We start from the raw sequence: 19,746 nt of genomic DNA, 5'->3' as shown, positions 1-19,746 counted from the left end.
CGCCGGGCTTTTCCAAATGGATGAGAAGGGTTCTGCTGCTAGCAGTCGTGGAAATCCTTGTTGATGTAGAAGCACAGGTCGAACAGATTGTGCACCATCTCGTCGACCAGTTCCTCCGAATCCGCTCCGGCCATCTCCACACTCATGGTCTTGTTCACTATCTTTGAAAACAGCATGCCGATGAGCTGGTCATCGTATACCGTCCAATACTTGCTTCCCGAAGGAAATTTCTTGTCGAAGCCGTGGTAGTACATGCGTTTTTTCTCCAGTCGAGAGTGTGGCGTCGCGCCTGCTCCACACTCCATATCGGCCTGTTTGGTGAACCGCTTAAGGGGAAAAATCGACATTTGTTCCAGGCGGGTGATAGGGGTGCCGCCTGGGCAGGGCAGTGCGTTCCGCCACGCCTCTCTTTGCGTGGTCAACCACTGAACAGGTGACATTTTGTTGCGATAAAGTTACTGGATTGTAACACCGGCATGAAGGGACTTGGGTATAGCAGGCCGTAACAATTCATCGCCAGCAAGGAGACGCGCCGTGTCCGCCCACAAGATACTGGTGGTCGAAGACCACAAAGACACCCGGGAACTGCTCAAATACAACCTGACCGCCGCCGGATTCGACGTGGCTGCGGCAGAAGACGGCGCATCGGGCCTGGCCCTGGCCGAGGCGTTCAAGCCGGACATCGTGCTGCTTGACCTGATGATGCCGGGCATGGACGGACTTGAGGTCTGCCGCCAGATCAAGGGCAACAGTTCGCTGTCGCGCATCCCGGTGATCATGCTCACGGCCAAGGGCGAGGAGATCGACAAGATCGTGGGCCTTGAGCTGGGTGCGGACGACTACATCGTCAAGCCCTTCTCGCCGCGAGAGCTGGTCCTGCGCATCAAGGCCGTGCTGCGCCGGGCGGGCGGGCGTGAGCCCAAGGCCCCCAAGGCGTGGGAGCGCGAGGGGCTGCGCATCGACTTCGAGGCCCACCAGATCACGGTGGACGGAGAAGAGGCGACCCTGACCGCCACGGAATTCAAGCTGCTGACCGTGCTCATCTCGGGCAGCGGCAAGGTCCAGACCCGCGACAACCTGCTGGACACGGTCTGGGACACCCATTTTGAAGGCTACTCCCGCACCGTGGACACCCATGTGCGTCGGCTGCGCCAGAAGCTCGGCCCTTATGCCGAGTGGATAGAAACCGTTCGCGGCGTCGGGTACCGTTTTCGTTCCTGAGTTTCATCCGCGTCTCATGAAGCGGAATCGGCCCGGTCATCCTTGTGGATGCCGGGCCGATTTCGTTCATGCGGTTCTGGCCTTCGGAGACATTTACACCAGGAACTGGCCGGTTGCCGAGTCGGGGCTGGCGATGATCTGTTCGGGGGTGCCGGAGGCGACGATCTGGCCGCCGTGTTCCCCGCCGCCCGGGCCGAGGTCGATGACGTGGTCCGAGGCCATGATCACGGCGGTGTTGTGTTCGATGACGATGACGGTGGCCCCTTTGTCAACCAGGGCGTGGAGCACGCGGATGAGTTTGCCGACCTCGTGCATGTGCAGGCCGGTGGTGGGCTCGTCGAGGATGTAGAGCGCGCCGGGCAGGTTGCGTTTGCCGAGTTCGCGGGAGATCTTGATGCGCTGGGCTTCGCCGCCGGACAGGGTGGTGGCGGGCTGGCCCAGGCGCAGATACTCAAGGCCGACCTCGCCCAGCACGTCGAGCCGGCGCACCAGGGCGGGGTGGTTGGCGAAGAATTCTCGCGCCTGACGCACGGTCATGTCGAGCACGTCGGCGATGCTTTTGCCCCGGTATTCCACCTCAAGCGTCTGGGCGGTGTAGCGTTTGCCCTTGCAGGCCTCGCAGGTGACGTAGACATCGGGCAGGAAGTGCATTTCCACGCGGATCTGGCCGTCGCCCTTGCAGGCTTCGCAGCGGCCCCCCTTGACGTTGAAGGAGAACCGGCCCGGCTGGTAGCCGCGTGTGCGCGCCTCTTTTGATCCGGCGAATATCTTGCGGATGTCGTCGAATATCTTGGTGTAGGTGGCTGGGTTGGAGCGCGGGGTGCGGCCTATGGGCGTCTGGTCGATGGAGATGACCTTTTCGACCAGTTCGCGTCCGGTGATACCGCCGATCTTGCCGGGGTTGTTGACTTTCTGGCCCATGTGCAGGAGCAGATGCTTGTAGAGCGAGTCCATGACCAGGGAGCTTTTGCCCGAGCCGGACACCCCGGTGACGCAGGTCATGACACCAAGGGGGATGGTCACGTCGAGATTTTTCAGGTTGTTGGTGGCGACGTTCCTGAGGGCCAGGACAGTGCTGGCCGTGCGGCGCGTATCTGGCGGGGCGATGAAGAGGTCGCCGCGCAGGTATTTGCCGGTCAGGGTGTCGGCTTTGAGCAGTTGGTCCACCGGGCCCTGGAAGACGATTTCGCCGCCGAGCCAGCCGGAGCCGGGCCCGATCTCGATGACGTGGTCGGCGTGGCGGATGGTGGGCTCGTCGTGCTCGACCACGAGCACGGTGTTGCCCCGGCTCTGGAGCGAGCGCAGGGTTTGGAGGAGGCGTTCGTTGTCGCGCGGGTGCAGGCCGATGGACGGCTCGTCGAGCACATAGGTGACGCCCACCAGCCCGCTGCCGAGCTGGGAGGCAAGCCGGATGCGCTGGGCCTCGCCGCCGGACAGGGTGGTCATGTTGCGGCCAAGGGAGAGGTATTCGAGGCCCACGTTGACCATGAAGCCGAGGCGGTGGGTCAGCTCCTTGAGCAGCGGCTCGGAGATGCGGGTCTCATGGCCGATGAATTCGAGGTGTTCGAGCCAGTCCAGGGCGCGCTGGATGGACAGGGAGGAGAACTCGAACATGTTCTTGTCGGCCACGCGCACGGCCAGGGCCTCTGGCCGCAGCCGAGCGCCGTCGCAGACCGGGCAGGGCCGGCTCTGGCGGAACTGGGCGGTCCAGTGATCCCACACGCCCGCCTGCTGCATGCTCAGATCAAGCAGGGGGACCACGCCGGGCCAGCCCGTGGCCGCATGGCCGTGGAACAGGGCGTGCCACGCCTCGGAGGTGTAGTCGGCCAGGGGGGTGTCGAGGGTGAAGCCGTGGGCCGTGCCGAGCTTCTTGAGCATGGGGCCGTACTGGGTCTGGCGGTAGGCGGATTTCCAGGGGATGACGCCGCCCTTGTTGAGGGAGAGGCCCTTGTTGGGCGCGATGAGATCCGGCTCGAAGTATTCCACGCTGCCGATGCCGTTGCAGGTGGGGCACGCGCCCTGGGGCGAGTTGAAGGAGAAGAGCTGCGGGCTTAAGCGAGGCATGGATATCTTGCACGCCGGACAGGTGGACAGGGTGGACATGAAGATGTCGCGGCCCGGTCCGTCGCTGTCGAGGACCGAGACGATGAGGCGCTCATCGCCGCGGATCAGGGCCAGCTCCACCGAGTCGGTCAGCCGCTTGCCGATGGCGTCGCGGATGACGAGCCGGTCCACCACGAGGTGGATGGTGTGCTTCTTGTTCTTCTCCAGCTCAGGCGCGCCGTCCAGGGAATAAAGCTGGCCGTTGACGCGCACGCGCGCGAAGCCTTCCTTCTTGAGCTTGGCGAAGAGGTCCTTGTGGGTGCCCTTCTGGTGTTCCACCAGCGGGGCCAGGATCATGAACTTGGTCCCCTGGGGCAGGGCCAGGACAGTGTTGACGATCTCGTCCGTGGTCTGGGCCGCGATGGGCTTGCCGCACTGCGGACAGTGGAATTTGCCCAGCCGGGCGTAGAAGACGCGCAGGAAGTCGTAGACCTCGGTGACCGTGCCCACGGTGGAGCGCGGGTTGCGCGTGGCGGTCTGCTGCTCCAGGGAGATGGCCGGGGAGAGCCCCTCCACCTTGTCCACGTCCGGCTTGTCCATCTGGGGCAGGAACTGCCGGGCGTAGGCCGAGAGCGACTCCACGTAGCGCCGCTGTCCCTCGGCATAGACGATGTCAAAGGCCAGGGTGGACTTGCCCGAGCCCGACGGCCCGCAGACCACCACCAGCTGATCGCGGGGGATGTCCAGGGTCAGGTTCTTGAGGTTGTGGTGCCGGGCGCCTTCTATATGGATGACGTTCTTGGGGGCGGTGCTTTGCATGGCCGGATGATAAACATTCCCAGATCGAAGGCAAGGGGCGCGATGAAAAAGCCCCCCGGCAAGGTTTGTGGAAATAATTGTCTGAATTGTTTTAGGGGCTGGCGAGCGGTCAGGCCAGCAGCCACGCCTCGGCGGCGGCTTTGTCGTCAAAGACCCTGTAGCTGATGGACCGGTTGCGCAGGGCGGTCTCGATGGAGCGTTCGACCTCGCAGTTGTCCGGGGCGCAGACGGCGGCGGTGCGGATGCCCAGGTTGGCCACGCGCAATGCGTCGAGCCTGTCGGCCAGGAGGACGATGTCAAAGGTGTCGGGGGTGATGGCGGCCCGGGTTTCGTCGAGCAGGATTCGGGTCTGGCCGGTTTTGCGGGCCTCTTCGACGAGGCTCAGCGCATACTCGGTCAGTTCGTCGGCGGTTTGCGCCGCGCCCTGCGCAATGACCAGGAGGTACCGGTCGGTCACGGTGAAAGTTGTTGTGAGGGGCATGCTGGTCTGTGGAGCCTCATGATGGTTTCAGGAGATAATCCCGACAAACTATTCAGTCGGATCAAGGCCGCGCGACTCTGAGTGTCGATATACGTATACGGCTCCGGGCAGGAAATCAATGGCCGATGGGATAAACTGCAGGGCTGACGCATCTCAGGATCGCGTCTGACGCGTTTTTGTCGGTTAAGTGCCTCCTGACTTCATTTATTCGTTTGACTCAAATGCCATGTGTCAAAGCATTCATAATGATTTTAGTCTGATATAGTGTATGGTGCACTCCAAAAGGGAGTGCAGATGCCAAATTGCGACAAGTCGTTGATCACCCATCTGTCCATTGTCAAAGACCCGCGAATTGACAGGACAAAAAAACATAACCTTATTGACATACTGGTCATTGCCGTTTGCGCAGTTATTGCCAATGCTGAGGGGTGGGAGGATATAGAATGCTTTGGAATAACGAGGGAAAAATGGCTGAAAACATTTCTTGAGCTTCCAAATGGCATTCCATCCCACGACACGTTTGCGCGCGTCTTTGCCAGACTGGAGCCCATCGAATTGCAACAAGCGCTGTCGAGTTGGCTTTCGGCCCTACAGATCGAAATGCGCGGCAAAGTTGTGGCGTTTGATGGAAAGACGGTGCGGCGATCGTTCGATAGGGCAACGCAAAAAAACTCTCTTCATTTGGTCAACGCATGGCTTTCACAGGACAACCTTATCCTTGGCCAAGTGAAAGTGGATGACAAGTCGAATGAAATTACTGCAATCCCCAAGCTGCTTGAAATGCTGCATCTTGAAGGTGCAATTGTCACCATTGATGCCATGGGGTGCCAAAAAGCCATAGCCAAGCAGATCGGATCAAAAAGCCGACTATGTGCTTGCCGTAAAACAGAACCAGCCAGAACTTTATGAATATATTGATCTTTGTTTAACGAGTCCAAGGTCAATACATCTTTGCTACATCAGACGCGCCGGACAATCGATTCCGGCCATGGCCGAATCGAAACCCGTGAATACAGCACCATTGTGGGTGACGGTCTTCTGGCAGGAATAACAGGGTGGGACAATCTCAATGCCATCGGCATGGTTGAATCAAAACGCGAAGTTGGCAACACCATATCGAATAGAAAAAAGATATTTCATCATGAGTATCAACGGGCACGCTCAACGTTTCGGCGATGCCGTCCGTGAGCACTGGGGGATAGAAAACACAGTCCATTGGGTGCTCGATGTCAGTTTCGGCGAGGACCAAAGTCGTATACGAAAGGATAATTCGCCGGAAAACCTCTCAATGTTGAGGAAAATAGCGCTCAATTGTGTGAAACAAGAGTCTACGAAAACCAGCATGAAGAGAAAGCGCAAAATGGCTGGCTGGGACAACTCGTTTCTTATCAAGGTGCTGACTGGAAATTAGATGCGGTTGCCCTGGGATAAACTGCTGCCTGTTTCGGGATTTTTTCCCGGATCAGGGGGAGACATGTCCGAGGTTTACAGGGCGCTCGACCGGGCGTATGGTCATGGGTAAGACAAGCCAAACCCGTCGCGAGACGGGGACGGAAAGCCACGGGTCTTTGCCCGCTTCGGTCTCTGTCCGGCATCGGTGCCGGGACATGGGAGCGAAGGGGTACGCAAAGACAGCCGGGTTGCCAGAGCATCACCCGCCGGCGGGCCGCTTCTATGCGGCTTCCCGGTGTCCAGGCGATTTCCCCGGCGACCCAGGAGGGAGTCATGGGAACCACCGCACCCGCCGGAAACGGCAATGATACCGGAAAGCAGAAGACGGGCAGCCTGTTCAAGGTCTCCCCGTACATGGTCATACCATCCAGGGTGGGCGGCTTCTCCCTGTTTCTCAAGCAGGATGAGACCTATGTTCTCTATGCTGAGAAGGGCGAGTTGTTCACGGACGAGCACAAGGAGCGGCTCTCCCGGCTCGGCGTGGACCACCTTTACGTGCGCGCCGAGGACTACCGCCGCTACGCGGACTACCTGCACGACAACCTGCTCGAACTCCTGGACGACGAGACCATCCCGGTGCGCGAGCGGGCCAGGGCCTGGAACGACGCCACGGTCTCGCTGGCCCGTGAAGCCTTTGAAACCAGCCTGCCAAAATCCATGGACAAGCGAGGCTTTGCCCGGATCCGCTCGCTCATCGCCAGCAGCCTCAGGTTCCTGGCGCGAGACGATGCCCTCAAGGAGCTGTCGAGGTTCATCGCCGAGGGCAGCGAACTCTACAAGCACGGCATCGGGGTCATGGTCCTGACAGTCAGCGTGCTCTCGTCCTATGTCAGGGACGACGCGGACATGCTGGTGGCCGTGGGCATGGGGGCCATGCTCCATGACATCGGCAAGCTGGAGCTGCCGGGCGAGCTCTTCACCCGGCGGCGCGACACCCTGAGCCAGGCCGAGCTGGACATGATCCGCTCCCATCCCGCCTTGGGCGTGGGCATATGCTCGTCCCTGCCCCTGCCCCAGGAGACGTTGCAGTGCATCCTCTTCCACCACGAGCGCGAGAACGGCATGGGCTACCCGTCGGGCGCGTCCGGGGCCATGCTCCCCTCCTATGTCAAGGTCATCGCCCTGTGCAACGAATACGACGGTCTGGTGCGCGGCGCAGCGGGTCGCAAGGCGCTGACTCCGTTCGAGGCCCTGACCCGGATCAAGTCCCAGCGCGGGGCCTATGACACCGAGCTGCTCAAGCGGCTCATCGCCACCCTGTCCAAGGCCCAGCTGGCCTGACGCATGGCCCGGCGGTTTGTCCGGCAACCAGCCTGAAACAAGCGGGGCGGGGATCATTCCCCGCCCCGCTGGTGTTTGTCTGGAAGCCCTTCCAGATCACTGCTCCAACCGCGCCCAGACAACGTAGACCGGGTCGCTTTCCGCCTGGTGGGGAAAGTGCCGGTCTTGGCTGTCGCCGGGGCGCGGCCAGCCGCGCTCGCTGATGGTGCGCACGTCGCCGAATCGTCCCGAATGGGAAAAATACTGGCTGACGAGTCCCATGCGCTCGAATTCGTGCAGCTCGCTCCAGACGTGGATGACCTTGGGCTCGAACCAGCGGTTGGAAAAGGAGAGCACGAATATTCCGCCGGGCCGCAATGTCCGGGCCGCGGCCTCGAAGACCTCGAAGGGGTGGATCAGGTATTCCACGGACACGGTGCAGAGGATGGCGTCAAAGCTGGCATCGGCAAAGGGCAGCTCCGGGTCCTGGTTGAGGTCATGGACCACGGACGCGGTCAGGGCCGGGTTGGCCGCCATGTCCTGCGCGTTCATGCCCAGGCCGGTGACCGAGCGCGGGGACAGCCCTTCAGGTAAGTGCGAGTCGTGCCCGGCCATGAGGTCGAGGAGGTCCGTGGCATTGGTCAGCAGCGCGGCGTAGGTGGCTGTCAGGTTCTCCATGGCCTGGCTGTCCAGGTGGGCCACCGGCCTTGGCCGGGTGTAGAAGCGGGCGTCGTCCGACTCGTCGGCCCTGGCAAAGGGTTCCTCGCTGAAGAAGTCGGTGGGCGTGTCCGGCAACTGGGCCTGCATGCCCGGCCCGTTGAACAGGATGTCAGACCAGCGGCGCAGGGTGCCGGTCTTGCCCGAGGGCGGGCGGATGTCCATCACCGTGGCCTTGACGCGCACGTCGCGTCCGGCCATGGGGTGGTTGAGGTCCGCCTTGAATCCGGTCTTGTCCGTGTCCACCACGCGAAAGGGGGCGTCCGAGTCTGGCCGGGTGCCGGGGACGTCCACGATCAGGTGCTGCGGGTAGAAGCGGCCCAGGCGCGGCTTGAGCTTGCGGTTGTGGATGAACGGGGCCTTGAACCGGGCGATGGGCATGTCCAGCACCTTGCCCGGCTTGAATCCGGGGATCTCCGAGGGGTCGAGGGCCAGCTCCACCGAGTCGCCCGGCCCAAGCCCGCGCATGCGGCTTTTCAGCCCCAGAGGCAGGATGTCGCGGACAAAGCTGACCTCGCGGGCCAGATACCGCTCCACATGGGCCGCGTGCGCGCTCTCCCATGAAATCTCGAAATATGCGGTGACAACCGAATCCTGTGTGATGTGCGCCACAACGTCTCCTCGCTGATGCCCTCGGTCGCCGCCCGGATGGGGGCGCAATGTCCGAGGGTGGAGGATTATTGTAACGGAAGAAAGGGAAAAGGCAACCCCAACCGTGCTTCCCCGCGCGCCGTGACGGTCTGCGGCTTTGGACCGGGTCCGGTAATCAGCAAAACCAGGGCGGCACCAGGGCGATGCTCTGGTTGAGCGCCTTTTCGAGTCGTGCGTATTCGGGCTGCAGGTCGGCCACCAGGGCCCAGTAGGCGTCGGAGTGGTTGAGGTGGCGGGTGTGGCACAGCTCGTGGAGCAGCAGGTGGTCCACCAGCTCGGGCGGCAGGAACAGGAGCTTGGCGTTGAGGCTGATGACGCCCCTGGCCGAGCAGCTGCCCCAGCGCGAACGCTGGCGACGCACGCGCATGGCCGAGTATGGCATGGACAGCCTGCCGCTCGCCTCGTCCAGGCGCGGCAGCAGGAACTCGCGCGCCTTGCGCACCGTGAACCGGACCAGGGCGGCAACGAGCGCGTCCTGGTCGTCGAGGGGGCCGCGCACCATCAGCCTGGGGCCGTTCTCGGTCACCGTGGCCCGGCCCGGACGGTCGAGGCAGTCCACCCGGCAGGTCCGGCCCGCGGCCCTGAACTCCACCACTTCGGGCAGGGCCGGGGCGCGTCCGGTCAGGTCCGTGCCGCGCGCCTCCATGGTTGCCCTGGCGCGCTCGATCCACGGTCGTCTGGCGTCGAGGATGGCGGGCACCCGGTCCGGGTCGAAGCCGGGCGGCACCACCACCTCAAGCCCCCGGCCCGGCACCAGTTTTACCAGCACCCTGCGGGCGCGGGCGTGGGCGCGGATGGACAGGGGCAGGCCGCAATAGCTGGTCACGGGCGGTCCTGGTCGAGCTCGGTGCGCACCGGGATGCCGTGGGCCAGGAGCAGGGCGGCGAAGAGGCCATTGCCCGGCACCAGCAGGCCGGTGAAGGTGCCGTCGTAGATCTGGCCGAGGCCGCAGGAGGGCGAGCGCGCCTTGAGCACGGCCCCGGCGCATCCGGCCAGCCGGGCCAGGGCAAGACCCTGCTCCGCCCCGCGCAGGAAGGCGTCGGTGTGGTCGATGCCGTCCCGGTCCACCACCTTGCCCCGGCGCAGCTCGCACGGCGTGCGAGGCGTGGGCAGGCCGCCCGCGATCTCCGGGCAGAAGGGAATGGCCCGGCCCTGGGCCACGAGGTCCATGACCCACGTGGTCGGGGTGGCCGCGCCGTCGTAGCGGCATGGCTGCCCGATCAGGCAGGCGCTCACGAGCAGCGGGGCGTCATCAAGAATGTGATCCGGGGCGGGGCGCATCATTGGCGTGGTCTCCGGGTTGGCGTGCTGTTCACGGGTCGGGCACCGGGGTTCGGTTTCCCGGCGGCGCAGGCGGATTCTAGCCTTGATTTTTGTGGTGTCAAAGCCCTATTGTGCCCCTCGCAGCAGAGGTGCCAGTGGACGATTCATACAGACGGCGGAACATGTACATCTTCCTGCTCGTGCTCGTGGTGGGCGCGCAGGTGGGGTTTCAGGGCTGGCGCACCCTGTTTAACAACTTTGCCGTGGAGGTGGGCGGGCTGTCGGGCCTGGACATCGGCCTGATCCAGTCCGTGCGCGAGATTCCAGGGTTTTTGTCCCTGCTCGCCCTGTATGTCATCATGATCATGAGCGAGCATCGGCTGGCCGCGCTGTCGGTCTGCGTGCTCGGCCTTGGGGTGGCCCTGGCCGGGCTGATGCCCACCACGGCGGGACTCGTCTTCACCACCCTGCTCATGAGCTTCGGGTTTCATTTTTTCGAGACCATGAACCAGTCGCTGACGCTCCAGTATTTCAGCCGCACCGAAGCGCCGCTGGTCCTGGGGCGGCTGCGCAGCGTGGCCGCCCTGACCAATGTCGCGGTGGGCGGAGGCATCTATTTCCTGGCCAGGACGCTCGGCTATGCCGAGATGTTCGCCATCCTCGGCGGGGTGGCCGTGGCCGCGGGCCTGTGGGCCGTGACCCGCGATCCCTCAAGGATCGACATCCCGCCCCAGGACAGGAAGATGGTCCTCAAGGTCAGGTACTGGCTCTACTACGCCCTGACCTTCCTGGGCGGGGCCAGACGGCAGATATTCGTGGCTTTTGCCGTCTTTCTGCTGGTCGAGAGGTTCGGCTACACCATCGAGCAGGTGACCATGCTCTTCGTGGCCAACAACGTGGTCAACTATTTTGCCGCGCCCCTGACGGGCAGGGCGGTCAACCGTTTCGGCGAGCGGGCGGTCCTGAGCGTGGAATATGCCGGGCTGGCCCTGATATTCCTGGGCTACGCCCTGATCGACAGCGCGTTCCTGGCAGGCGCGCTCTATGTGGTCAACAACGTGTTCTACAACTTTGCCATGGGCATCCGGACTTTTTATCACAAGATCGCCGATCCGGGCGACATCGCCTCGGGCATGGCCGTGGGCTTCACCATCAACCACATCGCTGCCGTGATCATCCCCCTGCTGGGCGGCTTGGTCTGGCTCGTCGATTACCGGGCCGTGTTTGTCGGCGCGGCGGCCTTGAGCGTCGCCTCCCTGGTGCTCAGCCAGTTTGTGGATGCGGAGTTGACCAAAGCCGGGGCCAAGGGTTGACTTGGGACGCGCCAAAGGCCAAATTGGACGCTGGTTTCTTCCCTGACCAAAGGAAGCTGTCACACTGATGCGGAATTCGTCATGAAAGGACTTGGACAGGGGCTGCCCAAGGTCTTCCTCCAGACTGGAGACTGTTTTTTCGGCGTTCAGCCGACGCTGGTGACCACGGTGCTCGGCTCGTGCGTGGCCGCGACCATGCATGCGCCGAAAATGGGCCTGGGCACCATCTGTCACGCCTTTCTCCCGGACAGTTCGGACGCCAAGCGCGGCAGCTCCGAGCCGCAGATATGCCGCTTTGTGGACACCGCCCTGCAGAACATGCTCGAAACCATGGACAAGGTCGGCGTGCCCAGGCGCGATCTGGTGATCAAGCTCTTTGGCGGTTCCTCTGGCATCGCGGTGCGCGGCATGGAGTACACCTCCTTTGACATCGGGCGGCGCAATGTGGAGATGGCTCGCAAGCTGCTGCGTTTCGCCCGTCTTGAAATTGCCGTCCAGGACGTGGGGGGCAACCAGGGCCGCAAGCTCATGTTCAACACCCATTCCGGCGAAGTCTGGCTCAAGCGGCTGAACCAGACCATGTTCGAGGGCCAGGACAACGGCGGCAATCCGGGCACCAAACTCTAGCGCGGGCAATGCGTGCCCAGCCACAACGGTTGACCAGCAAGGAGAATACATGCGCTTGGCATCATCATGCAGAACACTTTCGGCCTTGTGCCTGTGCCTTTGGCTGGCTTTGCCCGCCGGGGTGGCCGCAGCGGGCGACACCCTCTTCCAGTATTCCACCATCGATGCGCTTCTGGCCGGGCTGTACGATGGCCAGATGAGCATCGAGGATCTGAAATATCAGGGCGATTTCGGCCTGGGCACCCTTAACGGGCTGGACGGTGAGCTGGTGGTCCTCGACGGGCAGGCGTATCATGTGGCGGCGGGCGGTCAGGCGCAGGTTCCGGCTGATTCGGCGCGCACCCCCTTTGCCACGGTTTCCTTTTTCCAGGAGGACACCATCCTCACCTTGGGCAGGGTCGGCTCCCTGGAAGCCCTGAACCTTGCAGTGGAGGCCGGGCTGCCCTCGCGCAACGCGTTCTGCGCCATCCGCATCGACGGTCGGTTCCCCTTTGTCAAGGCGCGCGCCATCCCCAGGCAGAACACCCCCTACGCACCCCTGGCCGAGGCGGTCAAACAGCAGGTGGTGGTCCAGTTCTCTGGCGAGGGCACGCTGGTCGGCTATTATTCGCCCCCCTTTGTCAAGGGCGTCAACGTGCCCGGCTTTCACTGGCATTTCCTGACCAGCGACCGCACGGGCGGCGGCCACGTGCTTGACTGCTCGATCGAGCCGACCACGGCCCGGCTGGACACCCTGCGCGAGTTCACGGTCCGCCTGCCCCAGTCCAAGGAGTTCGACGGGCTTGACCTGACGGGCGACAAGAGCGGGGAGCTGGATGTGGTGGAAAAGGGCGCCACGGGAAGCCAATGACCTCTTCCGGGGACGGCATGAAACGTTTCACCGTGGTGGTCGAGCCGGAACTGGCCGCCATCATGCCCAGGTATTTCGAGCTGCAGCGGGCCGAGCTGGCCGTGATCGGGCAGGCCGTGGCGCAGGGCGATGCCGATGTGCCGCGCATGTTCGGCCACCGGCTCAAGGGCACCGGGGCGTCCTACGGGTTCCCCAGGCTCACGGAACTGGGCGCGGCCATTGAGCGGGCCGCCCTTGGCGGCGACCTGGAGGGCGCGGCCCGGCTGGCCGACGAGGTGGGCCGGTTCCTGGACAATGTCCGCGTGACCTATGGCGGCCAGGGCGCAGGGGAGACACCTGGAGGCGAGACCCCGTGAACATCCTCATGCTCGCCATCAACGATCCGGCAGGCACGGCCATCCAGTTCTGCCGGGCGCTCAACCGCCACACCCCGCACACTGCCCGGCTGGCGACCCTGGAGACCCGCTACACCCACGCCTGGGATAAGGACCTTCACCTGCCCGACCTGGGGCCGGACGGCGTCGAGGAGCTTGGCATCCTCCTGCGCGAGGCCGACGTGCTCCATTTCCACATGACCTGCGACGAGCGCCAGCCTTTTGGCCCGTATCTGCCCGCCGACCATCTGGCAGGCAAGGCCGTGGTCCACCACCACCACGGGCATCACGATTTCCGCACCAATCCGCAATCCTTCCGCGACAAGTACCGGCGGCTGGGGCGCACCAGCCTGCTGGTGAGCACCCCGGATCTGATGCGGCTGCTGCCCGAGGCGCGCTGGCTGCCCAATCTCGTGCCCGTGGACGATCCGCTGCTCACGCCCCTGCCGGGCCGTTTCGGCGGCCCCGGCCCGCTGCGGGTCTGCCATTCGCCGACCCGCAAGGATCTGAAGAACACCGATGATTTTCTGGCCGTGGTCAAGGCCATGGAGGGCGGCCCGCACCGGCTGGCCGTGGACCTCATCGACGACGTGCCCAACAGCGAGTGTCTGGCCCGCAAGAGGCGGAGCCATGTCCTGTTCGACCACATGCAGGGGTATTACGGAGTGAGCAGCCTGGAGGGCCTCTCCCAGGGGCTGGCGGTCATCGCCGGGCTCGATGCCTGGAACCGCGAGCAGGTGGCCCGGTTCGTCGGCACCGACGACCTGCCCTGGGTGGTGGCCCGCGACCGGGTTGAACTGGAAGCCCGGCTGCGCGAGCTGGCCGCGGACCGCGACCGCTGCCGGGTCGTGGGCGAGGCGTCGCGTCAGTTCATGGTCGAGCGGTGGTCGGACCGGATCGTGGCCGATCGCCTTGCCCGGTTCTACGAGCACCTGTAGCATGGGCCGGATGGCGGTTTTCGTCGGGCGGCTCGCTGTCGCCTTTGCCTTTCGGCCCGGATTTCAGTATAGTCCTCAGTCGAAGACGCTGCGCCGCAATCCAAGGCGCAGCCGCAAGGAAGATATATGAAGAAGACCAAGGGGCAACGCATATTGCTGGCCGCCATGCTCATGGTGGCCGGGCTGGTGGCCTTCATCCTGCACGGGGGAATGGGCCTGACCACCGGGGCGGACGCAGGTTCGTCATCCTCTCCCGGCCAGGTGCGCATGGAGGTGGACAGCACGGTCATCTCCGGCGACACCGTGGGCTTGCTCCCGCCCGAAGCAGTTCCTGCCGATCAGGGCTTGCCCGACGCGGCCCTGCCCGATCGGGCGGGCGAAGCCGTCGCGCCCAAGGAAGCCCAGACCGGGCCTGTCGAGCCCATTGCCCCTGCGCCAGAGGGCTCTGGCCCGAAAACAACGGCCCCGAAAGTCCCGGCACCCAAGGTTCCGGCCAGGGCCGGTGCGCCCCAAAAGCCCTCCGCGCCCCAAAAACCGTCAGCAGCCGGAGAATCCGCCGTGTCCGGCACGGTCACCGGGGCCTCCCTCAAAGCCACCCCGGACAGTTTTGTCCTGACCATTGTCTGCGACCGGCCCGCGGGGGACACGGCGCATTTGGCCCTGTCCTCGCCCGCCCGGTTTGTGTTCGACATGTCCGGTTCCTGGCGGCTGACCGCGCCCAACGTTATCCGTGAGGAGAGCGGTCCGGTTGTCCATGTGGTCATCGGCACGCATCCGGACAAGATGCGGTTCGTGGTCCATTTCCGCGACACGGCTGGCGTCCGGACCGGAACCCCGGTCGTGAAGCGCGACGGCTCCACCCTGCGTTTGACAGTGCCGTTGGCCCGGTAGTCGGAACTCCGTTTCGCAATCGTAACAAACGGGTCATGCAGACGTAACCCCGCCCGGATAGAGAGCGTGGATTCACTCGTCCCGCAGGGCGGGGATCAACCATTCCACATGGGGAGTTTTGAGCGGCATGAGCAACGCCATCAAGGTGGCTTCCACCAATCTCGATTTCTACTACGAGGACTTCAAGGCGCTGGAGAACATCAGCCTGGAGTTTCAGACCAACCGGGTCACGGCGCTGATCGGGCCGTCGGGTTGCGGCAAGTCCACATATCTTCGGTGCATCAACCGCATGAACGATCTCATTCCCGGGACCAAAGTGGTCGGCAGGATGGTCCTCGACGGCGAGGACATCTACGCCCCCGGTCTTGATGTGGTTTCGCTTCGGCGGCGCATCGGCATGGTCTTTCAGAAGCCCAACCCGTTTCCCAAGACCATCTTCGAGAACGTGGCCTACGGGCTGCGCGTCAACGGCATCAAGGACAAGGCGTTCCTGGAGCAGGCCGTGGAGGAGAGTCTCAAGGGAGCGGCCCTGTGGGACGAGGTCAAGGACCGGTTGCACACCTCGGCCCTGGGGCTTTCCGGCGGCCAGCAGCAGCGGCTGTGCATCGCCCGCGCCCTGGCCGTGCAGCCCGAGGTGCTGCTCATGGACGAGCCCGCCTCGGCGCTCGACCCCATCGCCACCCAGAAGATCGAGGACCTCATCCACGAGCTCAAGAAGAATTTCACCATCATCATCGTCACCCACTCCATGCAGCAGGCGGCCCGTGTCTCCGACCGCACCGCTTTTTTCTACATGGGCAGGCTCATCGAGGTGGACAACACCAAGTCCATGTTCACCAAGCCGGGCAACAAACAGACTGAGGACTACATCACCGGGCGTTTCGGCTAGGCCGCGACACCCGTTGACAGCCAGGGGCTTGCATGCAATCAGCAGCAATTGAAGACTAACGACGCCGGTTCGAGTGCAGGGACAGGATCTGGAGGAATATATGGAACAGCGCGCACATTTTTCCAAGAAGCTTGAAGATTTGAAAATTGAAGTTCTCCGCATGGCGGCCTTGTCCGAGTCTGCGATCCACAAGGCGGTCAAGGCGTTTCTCGAGAACGACGCCGACCTGGCCGAAGAGGTCATCCTTGGCGACGCGACCATCAATAAGCTTGAGGACAACCTGGACAACTTCACCCTGGAGCTGCTGGCCCTCGACCAGCCCATGGCCGTGGACCTGCGCACCATCATCGGCGGGCAGCGCATCACGGTCAACCTGGAGCGGCTGGGCGACGAGGCGGTCAATCTCGCCCACCGGGCCATGTTCCTGAGCACCCGCCCGCCCCTGCCCCACAACCCGAAGATGGAGAGCCTTGCGGCCACGGCCAAGCTCATGCTCTCCGACGCGCTCAAGGCCTATGTGGACGAGGATGTCTCCCTGGCCGGGCAGGTCTGCCGGGCAGACGACAAGGCGGACGATCTGAACATCGCCATCCTGCGCCAGTACGTCAGCGAGATGGTCTCGGAGTCGCGCATCGTGGAGCGCGGGGTGCACGCCATCATCGGCGCGCGCCACCTGGAGCGCATCGCGGATCTGGCCACCAACGTGGCCGAGTCGGTGGTCTTCATCGTCGAAGGCACGAGCATGAAGCACAACTGCAAGGAATAGATTTCTTTCGCGACCAGGTCCGGACCGGGGGGAGCCATCCCTCCGGTCCGGTTGTTTTTTCCGCCCCCGCGGACCGGCCCGCCGTCTTTGTCTCGGCCATATCCGCCGGGAGAAATGAGTTTACACGGTGTCGGATTTCCGATACAAGCAGGATTCTTCTTTATTCAGGATGGGGCGGTGCGCCCGTAATCAGCCGAAATGGCAGCTCATCCTGGCACAAGGAGCGTAAAGAGGGCGGAAGCGGCACTTTGCCGACCGCGCATCCAAAGGCTCGACTGCCTCGGAACGATCCACCTTCGGGTGCGCCGGTACCCTCCTCTTGACAATATACGCTAAAATACATTGTCCGAGGTCCGTTGTGGAGGTAACTCATGGAAAAAACGAACGAAGCTATTGAATCGCCTGAGATGGAGATGAATTTCGCCGACGCGCTCGACGAATATTTGAACTCCGATTTCGGGGACCTTGACGAAGGCACCATCGTATCCGGTGAAATCGTCAAGATTGACAAGGACTACGTGCTCGTCGACGTGAATTTCAAGTCCGAAGGACAGATTCCCGCCAGCGAATTCACCGACTCAGACGGCACAGTGAACGTCCAGATCGGCGAAAGGGTCGACGTGTTCGTGGCCCGCAAGAACGAAGCCGAGGGCACCATCTACTTGTCCCGCGACAAGGCCAAGCGGATGCAGCTTTTTGATAAACTGGAAGAGCTGATGGAGAAGGACGGCGAAGTCATCGGTCGCATCCTCCGTCGCATCAAGGGCGGCTACACCGTCGATCTCGGCGGCGTGGAGGCCTTCCTGCCCGGTTCCCATGTCGATCTGCGTCCGGTCCCTGACATGGACGCCCTGGTCAACAAGAAGTTCGACTTCAAGATCCTCAAGATCAACCGTCGCCGCAGCAACGTCATCGTCTCCCGCCGCGTGCTTCTCGAAGAGATGCGCAGCGAACAGCGCGACAAGCTGCTCGACACCCTCGAAGACGGCCAGTCTGTCACCGGCAAGGTCAAGAACATCACCGAATACGGCGTGTTCATCGACCTGGGCGGTCTCGACGGCCTGCTGCACATCACCGACATGTCCTGGAAGCGCATCAAGCATCCCAAGGAAATGGTCCAGCTGGGCGACGAGCTGGAGCTGAAGATCCTCAGCTTCGACCGCGACGCGCAGAAGGTCTCCCTGGGTCTCAAGCAGCTGGTGTCCGATCCGTGGGAGAATATCGCCGAGAAGTACCCCGAAGGGGCCCGCTTCACCGGCGTCATCACCAATCTGGCCGACTATGGCGCGTTCGTGGAGCTGGAAAACGGCGTGGAAGGTCTGGTCCACATCTCCGAGATGTCCTGGACCCGCAAGCTGCGCCACCCTTCTCAGATGGTCAAGGTCGGCGACGAGGTCGAGGTGGTCGTCCTCGGCGTGGATCAGGACAAGAAGCGCATCAGCCTCGGCATGAAGCAGATCAGCCCCAATCCCTGGGATGTGGTGGCCGAGAAGTACCCCGAGGGCACCGTCCTTGAGGGCGCCATCAAGAACATCACCGAGTTTGGCGTGTTCATCGGCATCGAGGAGGGCATCGACGGTCTCATCCATGTGTCCGACATCTCCTGGACCAAGAAGATCCGCCATCCTTCCGAGGTCTACAAGTCCGGCGACGCGGTCCAGGCCAAGGTCCTGACCGTGGACAAGGAGAACGAGAAGTTCACCTTGGGCGTGAAGCAGCTGACCGAAGACCCGTGGACCCAGGTTCCGGGCAAGTACCCCGTGGGCCAGATGATCACCGGCACGGTGACCAACATCACCGACTTCGGTCTCTTCGTCGAGGTCGAGGAAGGCATCGAAGGTTTGGTGCACGTCTCCGAGATCAGCCGCAAGAAGATCAAGTCCCCCTCCGAGATCTACAAGGAAGGCGACACCATCGAGGCCAAGGTCATCCACGTCTCGGCTGACGAGCGCCGCCTGGGCCTGTCCATCAAGCAGACCAAGGAAGAGGCTCCCACCGTTGCCGCAGGCGGTGCCCGCAAGCCCAAGAGCTTTGGCGGCGGTGTCGATGCCGGGTCTACCCTGGGCGACCTGCTCCGCGAGAAGCTGGAAGAGGCCGCGGGTGAAGCCCTTGAAGAGGCCGCCGAGGAAGAGGCCAGGGCCGAGGCAGCTGCCGAGGCTTCTGTTGAAGCGCCTGCTGAAGAGCCTGTTGAAGCGCCTGTCGAAGCCGCTGTTGAAGCTGCCGACGACGAAGAAGGCAAGTAGGGCAAAACCATGCGCCTGGAAGGAACCCGTTCTCGTTTCTCCCAGCGCCACCCCTTTGTGTTTGGGGTGATGATGATACTAGTGGCCGTGGTCCTCGTTATGGGGGCCACGGCCTTTTTCCGTTCCATGGGCTGGACCCCACACTCGGTGGGCATGGGCGGCGACAGGCTCGGCATGGTCTCGGTGGAAGGGGTGATCCTCGACTCCGCCGAGGTGGTCGAGTGGATACGCACCCTCAAGGACGACACGTCCATCAAGGGCGTGCTCCTGCGCGTCAACTCGCCGGGCGGGGCCATTGCGCCCTCCCAGGAGATATATCAGGCGGTGTCCGCCCTGGCCGAAGTCAAGCCTGTGGTCGCCTCCTACGGCACCGTGGCTGCCAGCGGGGGCTACTACGCCTCTGCCCCGGCCCACGTCATCGTGGCCAACCCCGGCTCCATCACCGCCTCCATCGGGGTCATGGCCGAGTTTGTCACCGTGACCGAGGCCCTGGAAAAGCTCGGCATCAAGCCTGAGGTGCTGACCACGGGCAAGTATAAGGCCGCAGGCACCCCCATGCGCGAGCTGACTCCCGAGCAGCGCGAGCAGCTCCTGGACCTGATGCGCGACCTGCATGACCAGTTCGTGGGCGATGTGGCCCGCGCCCGCAAGATGCCCTTTGCCCGCGTGGCCGCCGTGGCCGACGGGCGGGGTGTCACCGGGCGGCAGGCCCTGGAGCTCGGGCTGGTGGACATGCTCGGCAGCGAATCCCAGGCGTTTGACAAGCTCAAGGCCATGTGCTCCATCGAGGGCCGCGCCGTGCTGGTCAAGGGACCGGTCAAGGAGCAGTCCCTGCTCGAGAAGTTCGTCGGCTCCCTGAAGATAGACCTTTCCTCCTCCACCGGCCAGGGCTGGACTTTCTCCTACCGGTAATCCCCGCCTTCCCCTCCGCCTTTCGTTCCGGTTTCC

Annotated in this window: 18 protein-coding genes, 1 pseudogene and 1 riboswitch; of the genes and pseudogenes, 13 read left to right on the top strand and 6 right to left on the bottom strand. The window is 63.2% G+C overall.

Annotated elements, in window-relative coordinates; all coding sequences use genetic code 11:
- Positions 1-38: 38 nt before the first annotated feature.
- Positions 39-254 carry a hypothetical protein gene (locus DAES_RS15395; protein ID WP_013515963.1) on the bottom strand — a complete coding sequence of 72 codons (216 nt, stop codon included), beginning with the start codon at positions 252-254 and terminating at the stop codon, positions 39-41.
- 280 nt (positions 255-534) lie between these two features.
- Here DAES_RS15395 and DAES_RS15390 point away from each other — a divergent pair, with 280 nt between their 5' ends.
- On the top strand, positions 535-1,221 hold the full coding sequence (locus tag DAES_RS15390; RefSeq protein ID WP_013515962.1) for a response regulator transcription factor: 687 nt from the start codon (positions 535-537) through the stop codon (positions 1,219-1,221).
- Positions 1,222-1,314: 93 nt separating this feature from the next.
- Here DAES_RS15390 and uvrA read toward each other — a convergent pair whose 3' ends face one another.
- Together uvrA and DAES_RS15380 are read right to left on the bottom strand one after the other, a co-directional pair.
- Entirely contained in the window at positions 1,315-4,083 is a 2,769-nt protein-coding gene (uvrA, locus tag DAES_RS15385; RefSeq protein ID WP_013515961.1) for an excinuclease ABC subunit UvrA, read from the bottom strand.
- A gap of 109 nt (positions 4,084-4,192) precedes the next feature.
- Positions 4,193-4,564 carry a hypothetical protein gene (locus tag DAES_RS15380; RefSeq protein ID WP_013515960.1) on the bottom strand — a complete coding sequence of 124 codons (372 nt, stop codon included), beginning with the start codon at positions 4,562-4,564 and terminating at the stop codon, positions 4,193-4,195.
- A 294-nt stretch (positions 4,565-4,858) separates the two neighbouring features.
- Between DAES_RS15380 and DAES_RS15375 the strand changes: the two are divergent.
- Positions 4,859-5,975: pseudogene (locus DAES_RS15375) on the top strand (ISAs1 family transposase).
- Positions 5,976-6,081: 106 nt separating this feature from the next.
- A riboswitch (cyclic di-GMP riboswitch) is annotated at positions 6,082-6,212 on the top strand.
- Between the two features lie 77 nt (positions 6,213-6,289).
- On the top strand, positions 6,290-7,297 hold the full coding sequence (locus tag DAES_RS15370) for an HD-GYP domain-containing protein (RefSeq protein ID WP_013515959.1): 1,008 nt from the start codon (positions 6,290-6,292) through the stop codon (positions 7,295-7,297).
- Positions 7,298-7,393: 96 nt separating this feature from the next.
- On the opposite strand, the gene DAES_RS15365 is transcribed toward DAES_RS15370, so the two are convergent.
- From DAES_RS15365 to DAES_RS15355, 3 genes are all read right to left on the bottom strand, one after another.
- Positions 7,394-8,605, bottom strand: coding sequence for a methyltransferase domain-containing protein (locus DAES_RS15365; RefSeq protein WP_013515958.1), 1,212 nt, complete (start codon positions 8,603-8,605; stop codon positions 7,394-7,396).
- A 154-nt stretch (positions 8,606-8,759) separates the two neighbouring features.
- A complete protein-coding gene (locus DAES_RS15360) occupies positions 8,760-9,470 on the bottom strand; it encodes a M48 family metallopeptidase (protein ID WP_013515957.1) in 711 nt (236 codons plus the stop codon).
- Complete coding sequence (locus DAES_RS15355; protein WP_013515956.1) at positions 9,467-9,928, bottom strand: DUF523 domain-containing protein; 462 nt, start codon at positions 9,926-9,928, stop codon at positions 9,467-9,469. Before DAES_RS15355 ends, DAES_RS15360 begins: the two co-directional genes overlap by 4 nt.
- A gap of 134 nt (positions 9,929-10,062) precedes the next feature.
- Here DAES_RS15355 and DAES_RS15350 point away from each other — a divergent pair, with 134 nt between their 5' ends.
- From DAES_RS15350 to sppA, 10 genes are all read left to right on the top strand, one after another.
- A complete protein-coding gene (locus DAES_RS15350; RefSeq protein WP_013515955.1) occupies positions 10,063-11,220 on the top strand; it encodes an MFS transporter in 1,158 nt (385 codons plus the stop codon).
- A gap of 81 nt (positions 11,221-11,301) precedes the next feature.
- A complete protein-coding gene (locus tag DAES_RS15345) occupies positions 11,302-11,847 on the top strand; it encodes a chemotaxis protein CheD (protein WP_013515954.1) in 546 nt (181 codons plus the stop codon).
- Between the two features lie 49 nt (positions 11,848-11,896).
- Positions 11,897-12,697, top strand: coding sequence for an acetolactate decarboxylase (budA, locus tag DAES_RS15340; protein ID WP_013515953.1), 801 nt, complete (start codon positions 11,897-11,899; stop codon positions 12,695-12,697).
- Positions 12,698-12,714: 17 nt separating this feature from the next.
- Positions 12,715-13,053 (top strand): Hpt domain-containing protein, encoded by a 339-nt coding sequence (locus DAES_RS15335; protein WP_157864880.1) that lies wholly within the window; start codon positions 12,715-12,717, stop codon positions 13,051-13,053.
- Positions 13,050-14,009, top strand: a complete 960-nt coding sequence (locus tag DAES_RS15330) for a glycosyltransferase (protein WP_013515951.1) — start codon at positions 13,050-13,052, stop codon at positions 14,007-14,009. The genes DAES_RS15335 and DAES_RS15330 overlap by 4 nt, the downstream gene beginning before the upstream one ends.
- A gap of 126 nt (positions 14,010-14,135) precedes the next feature.
- A complete protein-coding gene (locus tag DAES_RS15325) occupies positions 14,136-14,900 on the top strand; it encodes a hypothetical protein (RefSeq protein WP_013515950.1) in 765 nt (254 codons plus the stop codon).
- 127 nt (positions 14,901-15,027) lie between these two features.
- Positions 15,028-15,789 (top strand): phosphate ABC transporter ATP-binding protein PstB, encoded by a 762-nt coding sequence (gene pstB / locus DAES_RS15320; protein WP_013515949.1) that lies wholly within the window; start codon positions 15,028-15,030, stop codon positions 15,787-15,789.
- A gap of 100 nt (positions 15,790-15,889) precedes the next feature.
- Positions 15,890-16,555 carry a phosphate signaling complex protein PhoU gene (gene phoU / locus DAES_RS15315; protein WP_013515948.1) on the top strand — a complete coding sequence of 222 codons (666 nt, stop codon included), beginning with the start codon at positions 15,890-15,892 and terminating at the stop codon, positions 16,553-16,555.
- A 371-nt stretch (positions 16,556-16,926) separates the two neighbouring features.
- Entirely contained in the window at positions 16,927-18,798 is a 1,872-nt protein-coding gene (locus DAES_RS15310; RefSeq protein WP_013515947.1) for a 30S ribosomal protein S1, read from the top strand.
- Between the two features lie 9 nt (positions 18,799-18,807).
- A complete protein-coding gene (sppA, locus tag DAES_RS15305) occupies positions 18,808-19,710 on the top strand; it encodes a signal peptide peptidase SppA (RefSeq protein WP_013515946.1) in 903 nt (300 codons plus the stop codon).
- The last annotated feature ends 36 nt before the right edge of the window (positions 19,711-19,746 follow it).

The sequence above is a fragment of the Pseudodesulfovibrio aespoeensis Aspo-2 genome (genome assembly GCF_000176915.2).
Lineage (GTDB): Bacteria > Desulfobacterota > Desulfovibrionia > Desulfovibrionales > Desulfovibrionaceae > Pseudodesulfovibrio > Pseudodesulfovibrio aespoeensis.
The sequence above is the reverse complement of the archived record's forward strand: the minus strand, read 5'-3'. Positions and strand labels throughout refer to the sequence as shown.

Coding starts and splice junctions, on each gene's coding strand:
- pstB (WP_013515949.1), top strand. CDS start 15,028: ATGAGCAACGCCATCAAGGTGGCTTCCACCAATCTCGATTTCTACTAC.
- DAES_RS15370 (WP_013515959.1), top strand. CDS start 6,290: ATGGGAACCACCGCACCCGCCGGAAACGGCAATGATACCGGAAAGCAG.
- budA (WP_013515953.1), top strand. CDS start 11,897: ATGCGCTTGGCATCATCATGCAGAACACTTTCGGCCTTGTGCCTGTGC.
- DAES_RS15325 (WP_013515950.1), top strand. CDS start 14,136: ATGAAGAAGACCAAGGGGCAACGCATATTGCTGGCCGCCATGCTCATG.
- DAES_RS15310 (WP_013515947.1), top strand. CDS start 16,927: ATGGAAAAAACGAACGAAGCTATTGAATCGCCTGAGATGGAGATGAAT.
- uvrA (WP_013515961.1), bottom strand. CDS start 4,083: ATGCAAAGCACCGCCCCCAAGAACGTCATCCATATAGAAGGCGCCCGG.
- DAES_RS15380 (WP_013515960.1), bottom strand. CDS start 4,564: ATGCCCCTCACAACAACTTTCACCGTGACCGACCGGTACCTCCTGGTC.
- phoU (WP_013515948.1), top strand. CDS start 15,890: ATGGAACAGCGCGCACATTTTTCCAAGAAGCTTGAAGATTTGAAAATT.
- DAES_RS15395 (WP_013515963.1), bottom strand. CDS start 254: ATGTACTACCACGGCTTCGACAAGAAATTTCCTTCGGGAAGCAAGTAT.
- DAES_RS15335 (WP_157864880.1), top strand. CDS start 12,715: ATGAAACGTTTCACCGTGGTGGTCGAGCCGGAACTGGCCGCCATCATG.
- DAES_RS15345 (WP_013515954.1), top strand. CDS start 11,302: ATGAAAGGACTTGGACAGGGGCTGCCCAAGGTCTTCCTCCAGACTGGA.
- DAES_RS15355 (WP_013515956.1), bottom strand. CDS start 9,928: ATGATGCGCCCCGCCCCGGATCACATTCTTGATGACGCCCCGCTGCTC.
- sppA (WP_013515946.1), top strand. CDS start 18,808: ATGCGCCTGGAAGGAACCCGTTCTCGTTTCTCCCAGCGCCACCCCTTT.